This window comes from Sorangium sp. So ce385 (assembly GCF_051474135.1).
In the GTDB taxonomy this organism is placed as follows: domain Bacteria; phylum Myxococcota_A; class Polyangia; order Polyangiales; family Polyangiaceae; genus Sorangium; species Sorangium cellulosum_D.
In genome coordinates, this window is record NZ_CP150337.1 from 7,021,683 (window position 1) to 7,037,235 (window position 15,553).

General features: G+C 74.9%; 13 protein-coding genes. 9 read left to right on the top strand and 4 right to left on the bottom strand.

Translation table 11 applies throughout. The features are described 5' to 3' along the window. Positions 1-72: 72 nt before the first annotated feature. Positions 73-2,853, top strand: a complete 2,781-nt coding sequence (locus tag WME83_RS25410; protein ID WP_437321872.1) for a Kelch repeat-containing protein — start codon at positions 73-75, stop codon at positions 2,851-2,853. Positions 2,854-2,945: 92 nt separating this feature from the next. On the opposite strand, the gene WME83_RS25415 is transcribed toward WME83_RS25410, so the two are convergent. The 3 genes from WME83_RS25415 to WME83_RS25425 form a co-directional block, all read right to left on the bottom strand. Next, entirely contained in the window at positions 2,946-3,635 is a 690-nt protein-coding gene (locus WME83_RS25415; protein WP_437321873.1) for a hypothetical protein, read from the bottom strand. A gap of 85 nt (positions 3,636-3,720) precedes the next feature. Next, a complete protein-coding gene (locus WME83_RS25420; protein ID WP_437321874.1) occupies positions 3,721-4,104 on the bottom strand; it encodes a VOC family protein in 384 nt (127 codons plus the stop codon). A gap of 135 nt (positions 4,105-4,239) precedes the next feature. After that, positions 4,240-6,180, bottom strand: coding sequence for a DUF6345 domain-containing protein (locus WME83_RS25425; RefSeq protein ID WP_437321875.1), 1,941 nt, complete (start codon positions 6,178-6,180; stop codon positions 4,240-4,242). A gap of 252 nt (positions 6,181-6,432) precedes the next feature. Here WME83_RS25425 and WME83_RS25430 point away from each other — a divergent pair, with 252 nt between their 5' ends. The 7 genes from WME83_RS25430 to WME83_RS25460 all read left to right on the top strand — a co-directional run bounded on the left by WME83_RS25430 (position 6,433) and on the right by WME83_RS25460 (position 14,340). Further along, positions 6,433-7,545 carry a polyprenyl synthetase family protein gene (locus WME83_RS25430; RefSeq protein ID WP_437321876.1) on the top strand — a complete coding sequence of 371 codons (1,113 nt, stop codon included), beginning with the start codon at positions 6,433-6,435 and terminating at the stop codon, positions 7,543-7,545. Then, positions 7,542-8,525, top strand: a complete 984-nt coding sequence (mvk, locus tag WME83_RS25435; RefSeq protein WP_437321877.1) for a mevalonate kinase — start codon at positions 7,542-7,544, stop codon at positions 8,523-8,525. The genes WME83_RS25430 and mvk overlap by 4 nt, the downstream gene beginning before the upstream one ends. Then, a complete protein-coding gene (mvaD, locus tag WME83_RS25440) occupies positions 8,522-9,529 on the top strand; it encodes a diphosphomevalonate decarboxylase (protein WP_437321878.1) in 1,008 nt (335 codons plus the stop codon). Before mvk ends, mvaD begins: the two co-directional genes overlap by 4 nt. Next, positions 9,526-10,545 carry a hypothetical protein gene (locus WME83_RS25445; RefSeq protein WP_437321879.1) on the top strand — a complete coding sequence of 340 codons (1,020 nt, stop codon included), beginning with the start codon at positions 9,526-9,528 and terminating at the stop codon, positions 10,543-10,545. The genes mvaD and WME83_RS25445 overlap by 4 nt, the downstream gene beginning before the upstream one ends. Positions 10,546-11,039: 494 nt before the next feature. Continuing rightward, complete coding sequence (locus tag WME83_RS25450; protein WP_437321880.1) at positions 11,040-11,942, top strand: hypothetical protein; 903 nt, start codon at positions 11,040-11,042, stop codon at positions 11,940-11,942. Between the two features lie 161 nt (positions 11,943-12,103). Then, the gene (gene hisC, locus WME83_RS25455; protein WP_437321881.1) at positions 12,104-13,195 is read left to right on the top strand and encodes a histidinol-phosphate transaminase; all 1,092 of its coding nucleotides are present in this window, start codon (positions 12,104-12,106) and stop codon (positions 13,193-13,195) included. After that, complete coding sequence (locus WME83_RS25460) at positions 13,186-14,340, top strand: tetratricopeptide repeat protein (protein ID WP_437321882.1); 1,155 nt, start codon at positions 13,186-13,188, stop codon at positions 14,338-14,340. Before hisC ends, WME83_RS25460 begins: the two co-directional genes overlap by 10 nt. Positions 14,341-14,342: 2 nt before the next feature. On the opposite strand, the gene WME83_RS25465 is transcribed toward WME83_RS25460, so the two are convergent. Further along, entirely contained in the window at positions 14,343-15,059 is a 717-nt protein-coding gene (locus WME83_RS25465; protein WP_437321883.1) for a hypothetical protein, read from the bottom strand. Here WME83_RS25465 and WME83_RS25470 point away from each other — a divergent pair. Beyond that, complete coding sequence (locus WME83_RS25470; RefSeq protein ID WP_437321884.1) at positions 15,052-15,201, top strand: hypothetical protein; 150 nt, start codon at positions 15,052-15,054, stop codon at positions 15,199-15,201. The two genes, WME83_RS25465 and WME83_RS25470, sit on opposite strands and share 8 nt — an antisense overlap. Positions 15,202-15,553: the final 352 nt, after the last annotated feature.

Sequence of the window (15,553 nt, forward strand, 5' to 3'; positions counted from 1 at the left end):
CGCGCGAAGGAGCATGGCGTCGGGGCGGCTGCCGCCGCGCTCACGGCGCCACGCTGGGACGTGGCGCCGTCGATGAACGTGGCCCGGAGCAGACACACGGCGACACGGCTGCTCGACGGGAAGGTCCTCGTGGCCGGCGGAGCGAGCGCCACGGCCGAGGTGTACGACCCTGACACGAATACATGGACGCTCGTCGCGTCGATGAGCACGCCGCACACGGGGCATACCGCGACGCTCCTTCCGGACGGCAGGGTCGTCGTGGCCGGCGGCGTGACCGAAGCCGTCGAGATCTACGACCCCGCCACGGACACATGGACGCTCGCCGCGCCGCTCCTCGCGCCGCGCGAGCGCCACACCGCGACGCTCCTGCCCGACGGCCGGATCCTCGTGGCCGCCGGCGAGTTCGAAGAGTGGGTGATGAGGTCGAGCGAGATCTACGATCCGGTCGCGGATACGTGGACCGACGCGGGGTCGATGGCGCAGGCGCGCTCCTCGCACGCGGCCGCGCTCTTGCCGGACGGCGACGTCCTCGTGGTGGCCGGGGTGGGCCCCTCCGGCGACCCCATCGGCAGCGCGGAGCGCTACGATCCGGCCACGGGCACGTGGACGGCCGCGGGCTCGATCCAGAACCGCAGAGGCCACACCGCGACGCTCCTCGGGAATGGCAAGGTGCTCGTCGCCGGCGGCTACACCGATCACGGCGGAGAGGGGTTCTCCTCCACGAACCGCAGCGCGGCGCTCTACGATCCGGCGAGCAACACCTGGACGACCGCGGCGCCGCTGAACGTCGCCCGCGACAGTCACACGGCCACACCGCTCGCCGATGGGCGGGTGCTGGTCGCCGGCGGCAGCGCGATCACCGAGGTCTACGATCCGGTGAGCGGGGCGTGGTCGCTCGGCAAGTACCTGAACACGGACCGGAGCGGCCACACCGCCGCGGCGCTCGCGGGCGGGCGGGTGCTCGTGGCCGGCGGCGGGAGCGCGAGCGTCGAGGTGCTCACGCTCGCGGCCCCGGGCGCTCCTTGCCTCTTCGCGGGCGAGTGCGCGAGCGGCTTCTGCGTCGACGGCGTCTGCTGCGACACCGCGTGTGACGGGGGCTCGTGCGACGCGTGCGCGGTGGACGCGGGCGCGTCGGCGGACGGCACCTGCACGCCGCTGAGCGGCGCCGTGTGCGGCAGCGCCGACGGTTGCACGGCGAACGGCGTTTGCCAGGCGGGCGCTTGCGTCGGGGATGTGCCGGTCGGCTGCCAGCCCGCGTGGACGCCGGCCGGGAACATGCCCGTGCCGCGGCACGACGGCACGTGGGCCGAGCTCGCCGATGGCCGCGTGCTCGTGGCCGGCGGGTACGACAACGACTGGAACGACACCCTGTCCGCGAACATCTATGATCCGGCGACGAACGCCTGGAGCGACGTCGCGCCGCTCTCGCGCGCGCGCCGCAAGCCCGCGTCGATCCGGGTCTCGACCGGCGAGATCCTCGTCGTGGGCGGCGATTCTCCGTCGACGGCCGAGGCCTACGATCCGGCGAGCAACACGTGGGCGCTCACCGGCGCCATGGTCGCGCACCACGACCCGAGCCTCGCGCTCTTGCGGCTCCCGGACGGTCGTATCCTCGCCGTGGGCGGCGGGACGGCGGTCGCCGAGCTTTACGATCCGGCGACGAGATCCTGGGCGGCGACGGGCTCGCTCGGCGCCTCGCGATCGAGGCATTCGGCGGTCGTCTTGCACAGCGGGAAGGTGCTGGTGAGCGGCGGCGCAGGCAACCCGGCGACGGCGGAGCTCTACGACCCGGCCACGGGGACGTTCTCCCCGGCCGGGACGCTGACCTTCGCGCATTCCGGGCACAAGGCGACGAGGCTGCTCGACGGCAGCGTGCTCGTGGTGAGCGGCGACGGCGCCGATCGGTATGACCCGGCCACGAATACCTGGACGCCCACGCAAGCGTTGCTCATGCCGCCCGCCGATTTCACGGCGACGCTGCTCGCCGAGGGTCGGGTGCTGGTCACGGGCGCGGCGCGCGTCCCGCACGCGCAGGTGTACGATCCGGCGACGAATGACTGGCTCGTGACGGGGCCCCTGGACGTCGCGCGCCGGCGTCACACGGCAACGCTGCTCGGGAACGGAATGGTGCTCATCGCGGGCGGCAAGGAATGGACCGGCGGCAACGAGTGCACCCTCCGCAGCGCGGCGGTGTACGACCCCGCGACGAACGGCTGGTCGACGGTGCAGAACATGAGCAGGCTGCGCGACGCTCCGTCGTCCGTGCTGCTCGATGGCAATCGCGTCCTGGTCTTCGGGGGGTTACTGGCCGGGTGTTCGTCCGGAGACGGCGACCCCGAGGCGCATGGAAGCGCGGAGATCTACGAGGGCGGCATCACCCCGGAGGGCAGCGGCGGAAGCGGCGACGCGGGCGGCTCCGGGGGAATGGGCGCCGCGGGCGGCTCCGGGGGAATGGGCGCCGCGGGCGGCTCTGGTGGTCACGGTGGCGCAGGCGGTCAGGGAGGCGCCAGCGGCTCCGGCGGCGCCGGTGGAATGGGCGGCTCCGGCGGTTCCGGTGGCATCGGCGGCTCCAGCGGTCAGGGCGGCTCCGACGGAAGCGGCGGCGCGGGCGGCTCCGGTGGAACGGGCGGCGCGGGCGGCGTGGGCGAGGGCGGCGGCGGCGCGGGCGGCATGGCCGGCACCGGCGGTCAGGGCGGTATGGCGAGCGTGAGCGGCTCCGGCGGCTCCGGCGGCAGCGAGGAGCCGGACGGCGGCTGCCGCGCCGCCGCCGCCGGATCCGCGGAGAACAGCGAGCGCGGGTTCGCGGCGCTCGTGGCCCTGGGCGCCCTCGTCGCGCGGCGTCGCAGGCGCTGAAACGCAGAAGGCCCGCGATGGCCCGCAGCCTCGGTGCGCCAGCGCTGGAGCTCCCCGTCGAGCGCGAGGCGCAGCAAGGTCGGCTCGATGTGTCAGCTGGCCTCGAATTCGGAAGCCACCCTCCATGACTCGCGCAAGCGCCCGGACGCGATCATGTCTGCGACGACGGCTTCCAGCAGCGAGCGGTCCATCCGCTCGACGAACAGGTCCGGAGCTTCAAGGTACCTTCCGAACAAGCTCTCGCCTTGCTGGGCGGCTTCGCGGCGAGCAGACTCCAGCATGGCGTACGTCCAGACGTTGACGGCGTACTTGGTCCCGTCCGGTAGGCCAATCAGCATGTTGAAGAACCCGTCCGTTGGGTCCTCATCCGGAGGCGAAATCCAATGCTCGAACTCAAGCCAGAGCTCGAACGGGTGGTCCGACACGGCGGAGCCCCTCGGCGACACGGCGAGCTCTCGCTCGTCCCTGGTGGTCCGACAGACTTCGATCTGATTCTTGTCGGGATCTTCCAGCACGAATCCGGTCGATGACGACGAAGGCGATTTTGCCTCCTCGAGCGTGAGGTATTGGGCCGAGGGCAGGCTGAGCTGAAGACGAACAGTCCCCGCTCTTCGACCTGCGGGATAGAGCTCGAGGAGCACATGCCCGGCCCGCGCGGCGTAGTGAACGGGACCTTCCCCGTGTTTCTCCTCCGCGAAGGATAGGCCGAGCCGCTCATAAAAGCGGAGGCTCGCGCCAAGGTCTGAGCACCGCAGTACGATCAGCGTGAGGGAGGCGCTCATCGGTCGCTCGGTCCAGCTGACGCCGTGGATAAGCCGCGAACGAGATGCATCCCGTGCGCCGCCGCGCGAAGGAGCGGATGCGCGTTCAGGTGAGCGCGCTGACCATGACGTAATAGCCGTCCGGATCGCGGAGGGCGAACTCGCGGGTCCCGGTGGCGGGGTTCGTCTGGGGCTCCTCCTCGAGCTGACTCACGAGAGCCCTGGCGCGTGCCAGCGCCTCGTCGAAATCGTCCACCCGGAAGAACAGCAATAGCCCGTTGCCTGGCTCCGCTCGATCGGGACTGACGAGCGTCGGGTGCTCGTGGGATCCCCACTTGTGAAGACAGAGCAAGACCGTTCCGTCCGTGTCGAGGATCTGGCCGAAATAGTCATGAGCTGGCAACGACTCCGGCTGGCCGAAGAGCGACCGATACCAGTTGAAGCTGCGAGCCACATCAGCGACCCCAATGATTGTCCACGTGCGCTTCACGGGCTTCTCCTATGGCATGACGCCGTGCCGGATAGCGTAGCCGACGGCCGCCCCGCCTTGTCAAGGAGACCAGCGCAGGACCGTGCGGTCTCTACGCCGGACGAAGGCGCGAGCGGGCCCCGGAGAGACGCGGCGCTACGTCGGCCCGGAGATCCGCCAGAAGCCGGCCCTCGCGCTCCCCCACAGGTCCGGGCCGACCGGGCCCTTGCCCCAGAAATGATCGTCGTAGTTGGGGAGCGTCCAGCCCGCGCCGTAGACCCCCATGATCGCATAGATCACCTTGTCGTCGGGCTGGACCTCGATCGCCGTCGTCGCCCACGCCTGCCGGAGCGGCGCCGGGCTCGTGTCGTCGAGCAGGCGGCTCGCGAACATCGACCCCTCGGTCGTGTCGTCGAACGACTCGGTCGCATATCCGAGCAGGAGGTGCAGCCCGTCGAACGCGCTCGACCACCGGAGACGCCAGGCGCCCGCGTCGTCCTGGAGCGGGCCGCAGGCGGCCACGACCATCCACTCCAGGTTGGAGTTGCCCCAGTGAGCGTCGCTGAAATGAAGGATCCGATCGCTCATGGCGCTGCAGAACATGAACCCGACGCCGTTCGCGTGCCCCGTGTAGAACGTGAGATCGACCGAGTCCGCATACGACGCGTCCTGGCCACCCACCGCCGGGTCCTTGAAATCCACCTCCCACGCGCGGAGCTCACCCCAGTTGAAGCGGTGCTCGACGCCCCCCTCCCGGAAGCTCTTCAAGAGGCCATCGACGTTCGCCGCCGAATGATCGAGGCCGCCGCAGCGCCCGACCCACTCGGCGCCCACCACGGCGCGACCCTCGTTGGCCGCCGGCGGCGTCAGGGGTGCGCTCGGCGCCGCGGGCGCGCTCGGCGCCGCAGGCGCGCTCGGCGCCTCGGGCCCAGCCGCGCGCGCCAACGGGAGCTGCCACGCCGCCGTCGCGACCAGGCCGTCGGCGTCCGTGACGTAGAGAGAGAGCGTCTCCGTCTGGCCGCGAAGCGCCAGGCCGTCCAGCGAGATCCGCACCGCCCCGCCGTCGGCGCGGTCAGGAGCGGGCGACCGCGCCGAGGTTACCCACCTGTACGTGTATGGCGCAGTCCCCCCGGTGACGCTCGCCTCCGCAGAGAGGGTCTCGCCGTCCTCGCGCACGGTGATCGCCGCCCGCGGAGCGTCGACGACGGCCGGGACGATCACCTTGCGGACGTCCGCCACCTCGCCGCCGAAACGCCGCCTGCCGCTGCACACGTAATGAGGGAGGATCCGGCGCACCTCGCTGGAGAGCGGCGGCGCGTAATAGACGAGCTCCGGCTCGGCCGCGACCATCGCGCCGCCGCCGAGCGCGCGGGCGCACAGCGCGGGGGCCTCGGCGGCCGGGACGATCGCGACGTCCTCCCCGCGCGCGAGCTCGCGCCGCGCATAGAGGAGGTGGGTCACGGCGCCCTCGGCGTCGAACGTCACCCGGACCTTGGCGCCAGGGCCGATCAGCCGGAGCCCCTCGAGCGCGTCGCGAAAGCTCACCTGCGTGTCGAGGGCGGCCCGCGCCACGTAGCGCCCCTGGACGTCGACCGACTCGAAGAGCGAGTGGCCGACGGCGACGTCGCGCCCGACGGGCAGGCGCGCGCCCTCCAGCGCGGCCCACGCCCGCGCCGCGGCGTCCGCCTCGGGGAGCACGCGGAGCGCGGCGAGCGCCTCGACATCCAGGGCGTCGTCGCCCCTGGAAGTGGCGAAGCCGCGCTCGTCGCGGAACCCGGGCGCGGGCGGGGAGGCCTTCCTCGTCGGCAAGCGCTGGAACCTCGCGCGATCGAGGTAGCGAATCGCCCCGTCGGCCCCGAGCGCGGCGCCGCCCCAGAAGCCCTCCGCCGCGAGCCCGAGCGCGCCGGCGAGCGCGGACGCCCGCGCGACATCGGCGCTCCGGCCGATCACGCGGTACGCGGGCAGGGAGCTCGCCCACCGGGACAAAGGCGCCGTGCCGGACGCACCGAGATCGGCGCTCTCCGGGAGATCCTCGCGGGCGTCGCGGCCGCTGCACCCGGCGACGCCGAGACCCATGACGAGAACGATGCCCAACACCCCACCCGGTGATCTCTTCACGAAAGTCCCCCTTTCCCTTCGGTTGCGGCGAGGGTCGGCGCGCAACTCCGGAGGAATCGATCTCGCAGGAAGCCCGCGCGCGGCCCCCCCGGCCCGCGACGCGGGCCCCACGCATTGCACGACCCAAGCCACGCCGGCGGCGGCGATGAGCGGCGCGCGGCGCCGGCGGTTCGCGGCGTTTCGGCCGAGATTGACCGGATCGCGCGCGGCTCCTAGGCTGCCGCGCATTCCATGACAGCGCACACGAAGGACGGAGAGAGCGCGCCACGCCCCGGCGATCAGACGCTCGAAGGGACGGCGGACCCCGGCGCGCGCCTGTTCCTCGACTTCCTCTCCTCGCTCCGCCCCCGCGTCGAGGCCGCGCTCGAGCAACGCTGGTGCGCCGCGGCCGGCCACGTGCAGCGCTACGGCCGCGAGGTCTCGGCGATGGTCGCCGAGGCGAGGAGCCTGACCCTGCGCGGCGGCAAGCGGTTCCGCGCGGCCCTGCTCGTCGCCGCCTACCAGGGCGTCGCGCCGGACGCGCCGCTCGAGCCCGCGATCGACGCCGGCGTCGCGCTCGAGCTGCTCCAGACCTACCTGCTCATCCAGGACGACTGGATCGACGGCGACACCGTCCGCCGGGGGGACCGCACCGCGCACGTCGCGCTGACCGAGGTGCTCGGCGATCCGCACCTCGGGGCCTCGTCGGCGATCCTCGCGGGCGACTACACGTGGAGCCTCGCGCTCGGCGCGCTCGCGGGCGCCGGGGCGCCGCCGGAGAGGACGCTCGCGGCCGTGCGGCTGTTCTGCGCGATGCACGAGGACGTCGTGATCGGGCAGCACCTCGACGTGGTCGGGCGGGCCGAGGACGTCGAGCAGATGCACGCGCTCAAGACCGGCAGCTACACGGTGCGCGGCCCGCTCGCCCTCGGCGCCACGCTCGCCGGCGCCCCGGCCGAGACCGTGGCGGCGCTCGAGCGCTTCGCGGCGCCGGTGGGCGTCGCCTTCCAGCTGCGCGACGACCTGCTCGGCACCTTCGGGAGCGCCGCCGCGACCGGCAAGCCGGTCGGCAACGACCTGCGCGCCGGCAAGCGCACGGCGGTGCTCGCGGCCGCCGAGGGGCGCCTCGACGCCGCCGGCCGGAGCGCCGTCGAGCGCGCGCTCGGCCGCAAGGACGCGAGCGACGACGACGTGGCCGCCGCGACGCGGGCCCTCGAGGCGTGCGGCGCGCGGCGCGCGGTCGAGGAGCGGCTCGACGCCCTGTGCGGCGAGGCCGAGGCCCTCGGGCGCTCGCTGCCGGTGAGCGCGTCGGCGCGGCAGATCCTGTGCGGCGCGGCGAGCGCGCTCCGGTGGACCGGCGCATGATCGAGGCGCTCGGCCAGGCGTCCGGCAAGGTCATCCTGCTCGGCGAGCACGCGGTCGTGTACGGCGCGCCCGCGCTCGCCGCCGGCATCGAGCGCGGCGCCCGCGCGCGCGCGACGCGCGCTCCGGAGGGCGCGCGGGCGAGCGCGCTCCGGCTGGGCGACCGCGAGCACGGCGCCTCGCCGGCCGAGGGGGACGTCGCGCAGGCGTTCGCGGCGCTCCTCGAGGCGCTCCCCGGCGCCGGCCCCGTGCGCGTCGAGGCGGAGAGCGATCTGCCGCCCGGCGGCGGCCTCGGGAGCTCGGCGGCGCTCGGGGTCGCGATCGCCCGGGCGGTCGCCGCGCTCACGCCGGGCGCCTTCACCGCCGCCGCCGAGGTCGCCGCGGCGGCCGCCTGGGAGCGCGTGTTCCACGGCAACCCGTCGGGCATCGACACGGCCGCCGCCGCGCGCGGCGGGTGCTTCCGCTTCACCCGGGCGCACGGCGCGACCCCCCTCGCCCCGCGCGACGACCTCTGGCTGTGCGTCGGCTCCACGGGGGTGCCGTCGTCCACGCGCAGCATGGTCGAGCTCGTGGCGAAGCTCTTCGAGCGCAAGCCCACCCTGGCCGAGACCTCCATCGCCGGCATCGCCGCGCTCGTCGAGAACGCGGCCCTCGCCATCGAGGCGGGCGACGCGATCGCGCTCGGCCGGCTCATGGACCTGAACCAGATGCTCCTCGCCGGGATGTTCGTCTCGACCGAGGCGATCGAGGCCCTGTGCAAGCTCGCGCGCGAGGCCGGCGCGCTCGGCGCCAAGCTCACCGGCGCGGGCGGCGGCGGCTCGGTCATCGCGCTGCTCCCGCCCCCTCCGGCGGGCGGCGCGGCGGCGACGCCGAACAGCGCCGCGGGCCGCGTGCTCGCCGCCTGGCGCGACGCGGGGTACAGCGGCTTCGTGACCCGCGTGAAGGCAGGCGCCGCCACGGCGGCGCCGGAGGAGCAAGCATGAGCGCCGTGAGCCGGGCGACCGCGATCGCCCATCCGAACATCGCCCTCGCGAAGTACTGGGGCAAGCGGGCCGACGGGCACAACCTGCCCGCCGTGCCGAGCCTCTCGGTGACGCTCGCCGGGATGGCCACGACGACCGAGGTCGCCTTCGATCCGTCGCTCGATCGCGACGAGCTCCACCTCGGCGGCGCGGCCGTGCCGCCGGACGCGGAGGCCGCGCGCCGGGTCGCCGGGCTCCTCGACCGGGTCCGCGCCGCCTCGGGCCGGCGCGAGCGCGCCCGCGTGGTCAGCCGCAACGACTTCCCCACCGCGGCGGGGCTCGCCTCGAGCGCGTCGGCGTTCGCCGCGCTCGCGCTCGCCGCGAGCGCCGCCGCGGGCCTGCCCACCGCGCCCGCCGCCGTGAGCGACCTCGCCCGGAAGACCTCGGTCTCCGCCGCGCGCTCCGCGTTCGGCGGCTTCGTCGAGCTCCGCGCCGGGCGCCCCGGCGACGAGGCGCTCGCGGCGACCCCGCTCGCGCCCGAGGACCACTGGCCGCTCGCGGTCGTGATCGCCGTGACGCGCGAGGGCCCGAAGGACGTGGGCTCCAGCGACGGCATGCGGCACACCGCGGCGACGAGCCCGTACTTCCCCGCCTGGGTGGACGCCGCGCCGTCGCTCTTCGCCGCGGTCCGCGCCGCGGTCCTCGCCCGCGACTTCGCGGCCCTCGGCGCCGCGGCCGAGGCGAGCGCCCTGTGCATGCACGCCTCGAGCATCGCCGCCTCGCCGGGCCTGCTCTACTGGACTGGCGCCACCGTCGAGGTGCTCGCCGCGGTGCGGAGGCTCCGCGCCGAGGGCACGCCGGCGTTCTTCACCATCGACGCCGGCCCGCACGTGAAGGTCTTCACGGCGCCCGAGGCGCAGCCCGCCGTGGAGAAGGCGCTGCTCGCCGTCCCCGGCGTCCTCCGCACCATCTCGGCCGCCCCCGGCGGCGGAGCCCACCTCGCGTCCGGGGGCGCGGGCGCGTGATCGTCCGGGCGCCTGGCAAGCTGGTCCTCTCGGGCGCGTACGCGGTGCTCGAGGGCGCGCCCGCGCTCGTGGCCGCGGTCGATCGGTACGTCGTCGCCGATCCGGCGCGCCAGGCCGACCTCGTCACCGAGGAGGTCCAGGCGGCGATCGACGCGGGCGCGCTCGACCGGGCGGCGTGGTTCGACGCGTCCGCGCTCCGGTCGGCGGCGCCGGAGCCCACGGCGGGCGCGCCGGCCGAGGCGGGCGCGCCGCCGCGCGAGGCGAGCCGCAAGCTCGGCCTCGGCTCGAGCGCCGCCATCCTCGTGGCGACGCTCGCGGCGCGCGCCGCGGCGGCCGCGCCCACCATGGCGGCGGCGGCGGCCGCGGCGGCGTCGTCCGGCCGGCCGATGCCCGCGTGGGACGCCCGCGCGCTCTTCCTCGCCGCGCTCGCCGCGCACCGGCGGGCGCAGGGCGGGGGCAGCGGCGTCGACGTCGCGGCGAGCGTCTACGGCGGCGTCCTCTGCTGCCGGCTCGGCCCGGACGGCGCGCTCGCCGTGACGCCGCACGCGCTGCCGGGCGGGCTCGCGATCGAGGTCTACGCCAGCGACGCCTCGGCGCGCACGAGCGCCATGCTGGAGCGCGTGCGCGCGCTCGCCGCCCGCGACCCGGCGGCGCACGGCGCCCTGCTCGGCGCGGCCGCCGAGGGCGCGCGCGCGGCCGTCGCGGCCGCGGACGCCCGCGCCTTCGTGGCCGCGCTGGATCGCCAGGTCGACGCGCTCGCGGAGCTCGGCGACCGCGCGGGCGCGCCGATCGTCACCCCTGCCCTCGCGCGCCTCCGCCCCGCCGCGGCCGCCGAGGGCGCCGCGCTCGCGCCGAGCGGCGCCGGCGGCGGCGACGTCTCCCTCTTCGTCGGCGGCGCGCCGCCCTCGGCGGCATGGCGCGCGGCGGCGGCCGCGGCCGGCCTCGAGCGTGTGCCCATGTCGCTCGGCGCCCCCGGCGTCCACGTGCTGGACGCAGCCCACCCGGCGCACGCCTGAGCGCGCCCCTCCCCGATCGTGCGCCGCCCGGTGCCGCGGCGCTTGGCACGGAGCCCGCTCTGCTCGCTCCGGGATCGACGGCGGCGCTGCGCTCCGGTGACGCACGGCGGACCCTCCACGAGGCCTTCGAATGCGAAGAACGAGACAGGCATGAAAACCCTGGAGCTCGCGATGCCGCAGCGCCGCCAGAAAAGCATGACTTTTCATGGTGTTACCGCATGGGCGTCCGATGAGCGCGGCGGGCGTCGGGTCCTCCGAGGCGGGCTCCGCGGGCGTGTCGCTGCCGGCGTGGGCGCGGCGAGCGTGACCTGCGTTCACAGCGCGCCGGCGCGGGGCGCGCGCGATCGCGCCGGGCGCCCGACCCGCTGATTCGGCCGCGGGGGGTGGTGAACGGGGCGAGGTGGCACGAGGACCAGAGGACGAGGTGAGGAGGGGGCTCCATGACGACGTGCGATCGAGAGCTTTGCCGATTCGAGGATGTGCTTGGCGCGAGCATGGCCGAGTCGAGGGCGACGCTGGCCGCGTTCGGCGTCCAGGTCGCACCGCTGCGGAGGCGCACCGCCCGCACGTACCTGGGTCGGGTGCTCGTCCACCCGTACAACCTGCTCGTCGTGGGGAGCGTGCTCCTCCTGAGCTTCATCGGCTGGAGCCCGCTGCTCTTGCTGCTCGGCCTCGGGGCGGAGCTCGTGATCCTGTGCGTCGTCCCCTGGCGCGGCTACTTCCGCCGCAGCATCGACGCGCAGCTCGACGAGGCCGATCGCGCGGCGTGGTCGCGGGCGCGCGAGTGCCTGATCCGGCAGATGGACATCCGTCACCAGCAGGAGCTCGCGCGCCTCGACCGGCTGATCGACCGCACCCGCGAGAACATCCGCCGCCGCGGCGGCGCCGTCCCGCTGCTGCTCGAGGACGGCTTCGGCCTGAGCCGCCTGCTCATGAGCTACATCCGCCTCGCGATCGCGCACAAGGCCGGCCAGGAGTCGCTCGCCATGACGAACCACAGCGAGCTCATGGAGACGATCCGATCGCTCGAGGCGATCCGGAGCGCGTCCGCGGGGCGCACGCGCGGGCTGTCGGAGCGGCGGCTCTCGATCGCCTACCGGCGCGCCGAGTGCTGGAGCCGGACCCGCGAGGGGCTCGAGGTGGTGTCGCAGAAGCTCGCGACCATCCTGGAGCTCATCCAGCTGATGCACGAGCAGTCGATGACGCCCGTGGACTCGCCGGCGACCTGCGCGGAGATCGACCGGTTCATGCGCGAGCTCGACGGGTTCGACACCGGCGAGAGCGCGCAGCGCGAGCTCGAGGAGCTCGACATGGACATGGACAGGGCGTTCGAGCTGGAGGAGCTCGAGGCCGAGCCCACCCAGCACAGCCGGCCGATGCGCCTGGTCGCGCGGTGACCCGGCCCCCGCGCCGCGCTCTCGACGGGAGAAGCGCACGCCGGAGCATCGAGCGAGCCCCCCCGGGCGACGCCGTCTTCCGGGATCATGGCGCGCGTCGCCCGGGTAGACTATCGCCCTCGTGACCCTCCCCACGCCCGCGCTCCCCGTCGACTGAGCCGATGCCGACGCCCGACTTCCTCTCCGCCCTCCTCCGCCCCGAGCTCGCCGAGCTCCACGCCTACACCCCAGTCGCGGGCCACTTCCCGGTGCGCCTCGACGCCAACGAGAGCCCGCCGCTCCTGTCGGCCGAGGCGCGGGCCGCGCTCGCGCGCGCCGCCGTGCCCGAGGACTGGGGCCGCTACCCCGACGCGCGCCTCGTCGAGCTCCGCGAGGCCATCGCCGCCCGCTGCGGCGTCGAGCCCGACGAGGTCCTCCCCGGCGTCGGCTCCGACGAGGTGATCTCGATCCTCCTGACCGCGCTCAGCCGCCCGCGGCCGGGCGCCGACGCGGCGAGCATCGTGACGACCAGCCCCACCTTCGTCATGTACAAGCTGAGCGCCCGCGCGCGGGGCATGCGCGCCGTCGAGGTCCCGCTCGACGCCGGCTGGGATCTCGACGTGGCGGGCCTCGTGCGCGCCGTCGAGTTCGCGCGCCCGAGCGTCGTCTTCATCGCCTCGCCGAACAACCCGACGGGCGCGCTCGCGTCGGCAGACCGGCTCGAGGCGGTCATCGCCGCGGCGAGCGACGCCCTCGTCATCGTCGACGAGGCGTACATCGACTTCGCCCCGCGCGACCAGCTCGCCCTCGTTCGCAAGCACCCGAACGTCGCCGTGCTGAGGACGCTCTCGAAGATCGGCCTCGCGTCGCTGCGGGTCGGCTGGCTCGTCGGCGACCGGGGGCTCGTGGCCGAGCTCGACAAGGTCCGCCAGCCCTACAACCTGCCCGTCCCGTCGCAGCGCGCGGCCACCTTCGCCCTGCGCGAGCTCGGCGGCGAGCTCCGCCGCGCCGCCGCGTTCATCACCGAGGAGCGCGAGCGCCTCGCGCGCGGCCTGACCGAGCTCGGCCTCTCCGTCGCGCCGAGCCACGCGAACTTCCTCTGGGTCGGCACGCGCCGCCCCGCCGGGGAGGTCTTCGAGGCGCTCGCCGCGCGCGGCGTCCTGGTGCGCAGCTTCCACGCGGCGGGCGGGCGCCTCGCGCACCGGCTCCGCATCACCGTCGGCCTCCGCGAGGAGAACGATCGCCTCCTCGCCGAGATCGCCGCGTGCGCGTAGCCCCGCCGCCCCCTGCCGCGCGGCTCGCGGCGCTCGCGGCGCTCGCGCTGACCGCCGCCTGCGCCGCGCCCGAGGTCGCGCGCTCCGTGGACGGCCAGATCCTCGTGGGCCGCCAGATCTCGGCGCGCGCGTACGCGCTGTACGCCATCGGCGCCGAGGCCGAGGCGCGCGGCGATCTCGAGACGGCCCTGGAGGCGTACGAGCTGGCGGAGGACAGCGATCCCGAGAGCGCGGACATCTGGACCCGCGTCGGGTCGGTGCGCTGCCGCCTCGGCCGCCGGGAGGCGGCGGACGACGCGTTCGACCGCGCCCGCGCGATCGATCCCGACTACGCGCCGGCCCACCTCGAGCAGGCGCGCTGCGATCTCGCGGCCGGGCGGCCCGCGGCGGCGCTCGGGCGCGTCGAGCGGGCGGTCCTGCTCGATCCGGAGCGCGACGACGGCCTCCTGCTCCGCGCCGAGATCCTGCGGCGGCTCGGCCGGTCCGAGGACGCGCGCCTGTCGCTGCGGGCGCTGCTCGTGCGCCACCCCTTCTCGGCGGACGCGTGGCGCGCGCTGCACGCGGTGGCCCTCGAGGCCGGCGATCGCCCGGCCGCCGAGGAGGCGGCGCGGCGCCTGCGCGAGCTCGCCGCGCGGAGGACCGCCGCCTCCGAGCGGCCGGCGGCGCCGCGGGGGCCGCTGGCCGAGCTCGACGACGCGCTGGTCCACGGGCAGCTGCGCCGCGCCCGCCGCCTGGCGCGCGACGCGGATCTGCCGCCGGCCGAGATCGCGGTGCGCGCGGCGGCCCTGGGCCGCGTCGGCGAGGCGCGCGAGCAGGCCGAGCTCGTCTCGGCGGCCGATCCGTCGAGCGCCTCCGCGCTCGTCGCGCTCGCGGTGGCGGCCGATCTGAGCGGCGATCTCGAGGCGCTGGCCCGCGCCTGCGACGCGCTCCAGGCGCCCGCGGGCGGCGGCGCCGCGGTGCCGCCCTCGCCGCTCGCCCGGCTGCTCTTCGCCGAGCTGCTCTTCCGTCGCATCGGCCGCGACGCCGCGCTCGCCTGGCTCGGCCCGCCGGGGCCCCCCGCGCCCGGCGCCCGCGATCCGCTGTCCCGCGACGTCGAGCGGCGCGTCCACCGGGAGCTCGCGGGGGGCGCGCCGGCCGCGCCCTGAGCTCACGGCGACGGCTTCGCCTTGTTCTTCTTCTCGTTGTGCTTCGCGAGGTCGAAGTTGAGCTCGAAATCGAGGGTGTTCTCGCCCTCCTTGATCTCGATCTCCTTCTTCACGTCCTGATCGATGGCGGGCAGGAGGGCGGCGGTGAGCACCTTGCCCACGGGGATGTCCTTGATCTCGAACCGCCCGTCGAGGCCGGTCACGTCGTGGGTCGCGAACTTGAGCACGAAGACCTCGGCCTTGAGGAACGGCTTCGGCATCTTGTCCACGAGGTGGTAGTAGCCCGGCTGGGGCGGGAAGAACTTCACCGGTTCGCCTTGCGGCATGGCGACGAGGACGGCCATGAACGGGGCGCCCTCGAGGTTGGGCATGTAGGGCTCGAGCACGTCGAGGTTGGCCACCTCGAGCCGCTGTCCGAACGTCATGGCCACGGTGCGGGTCGAGAACGCGCACCCGTGGATGGTCACCTTCTCTACCTCTTCGCGCTCGGGCACGTGGCCGCTGTAGTTGACGACGGTCACGAGCGCGTCGGCGACGGCGTTCTGCTGCCCCACGCGGAACAGCCTCCCGTAGGTGGCGGCGGCCTCGCCGCACTTGCCGGTCGGAAAGCTGAGCCCCGTATCGGGCGGCGGGTCTCCCTTGATGGTGACCCGCCCTTTCAGCGTCCCCGTGGGTCCGCTGTACGGCGCATGCCGCTTCGGGTTCATCACCTTGAGCACCGCTTCCGAGGTCAGCGAGATCGCGGGCGCGGCCGCCGCGCTGGCGCTCGCCGCGGCGCTGGCGCTCGCCGCTGCCGGCGCCGCGCTCCCTGCCGGCGCCGCGCTCCCTGCGGGCGAGCCTCCGCTCGTGCTCCCCCCCTGACACCCGAGCGCCCCGAGCAACGCGACGCTCGCCGCGCGAATCCGCCAGTTCCCCGCTGTCCTCTGCATCGTCTCGCCGTTCCGCATCGGCGCCGACTTTAGCAACTCGCGCGCCCCGCGCAGCACCGCGGTTTCGCCGCCGAAGCGCGCGATCGCCGCTAGCGCCGGTGCCATCGTCGCCAAGTCAGTTGGCGGCGCGCTGCCCCCCCGGCGCGTCCACAGGTCGTCGTGAGGCCGCATCGAGCCCGCACCACTACGCGAGCCCAAGCGTTGCCGAGCGGGGGTTCACCCGCACAGGAGACGGGCCCAGATCGGCGTTTTCGGCGCGCAGGCGTACTCCTGTACGCCGAGCA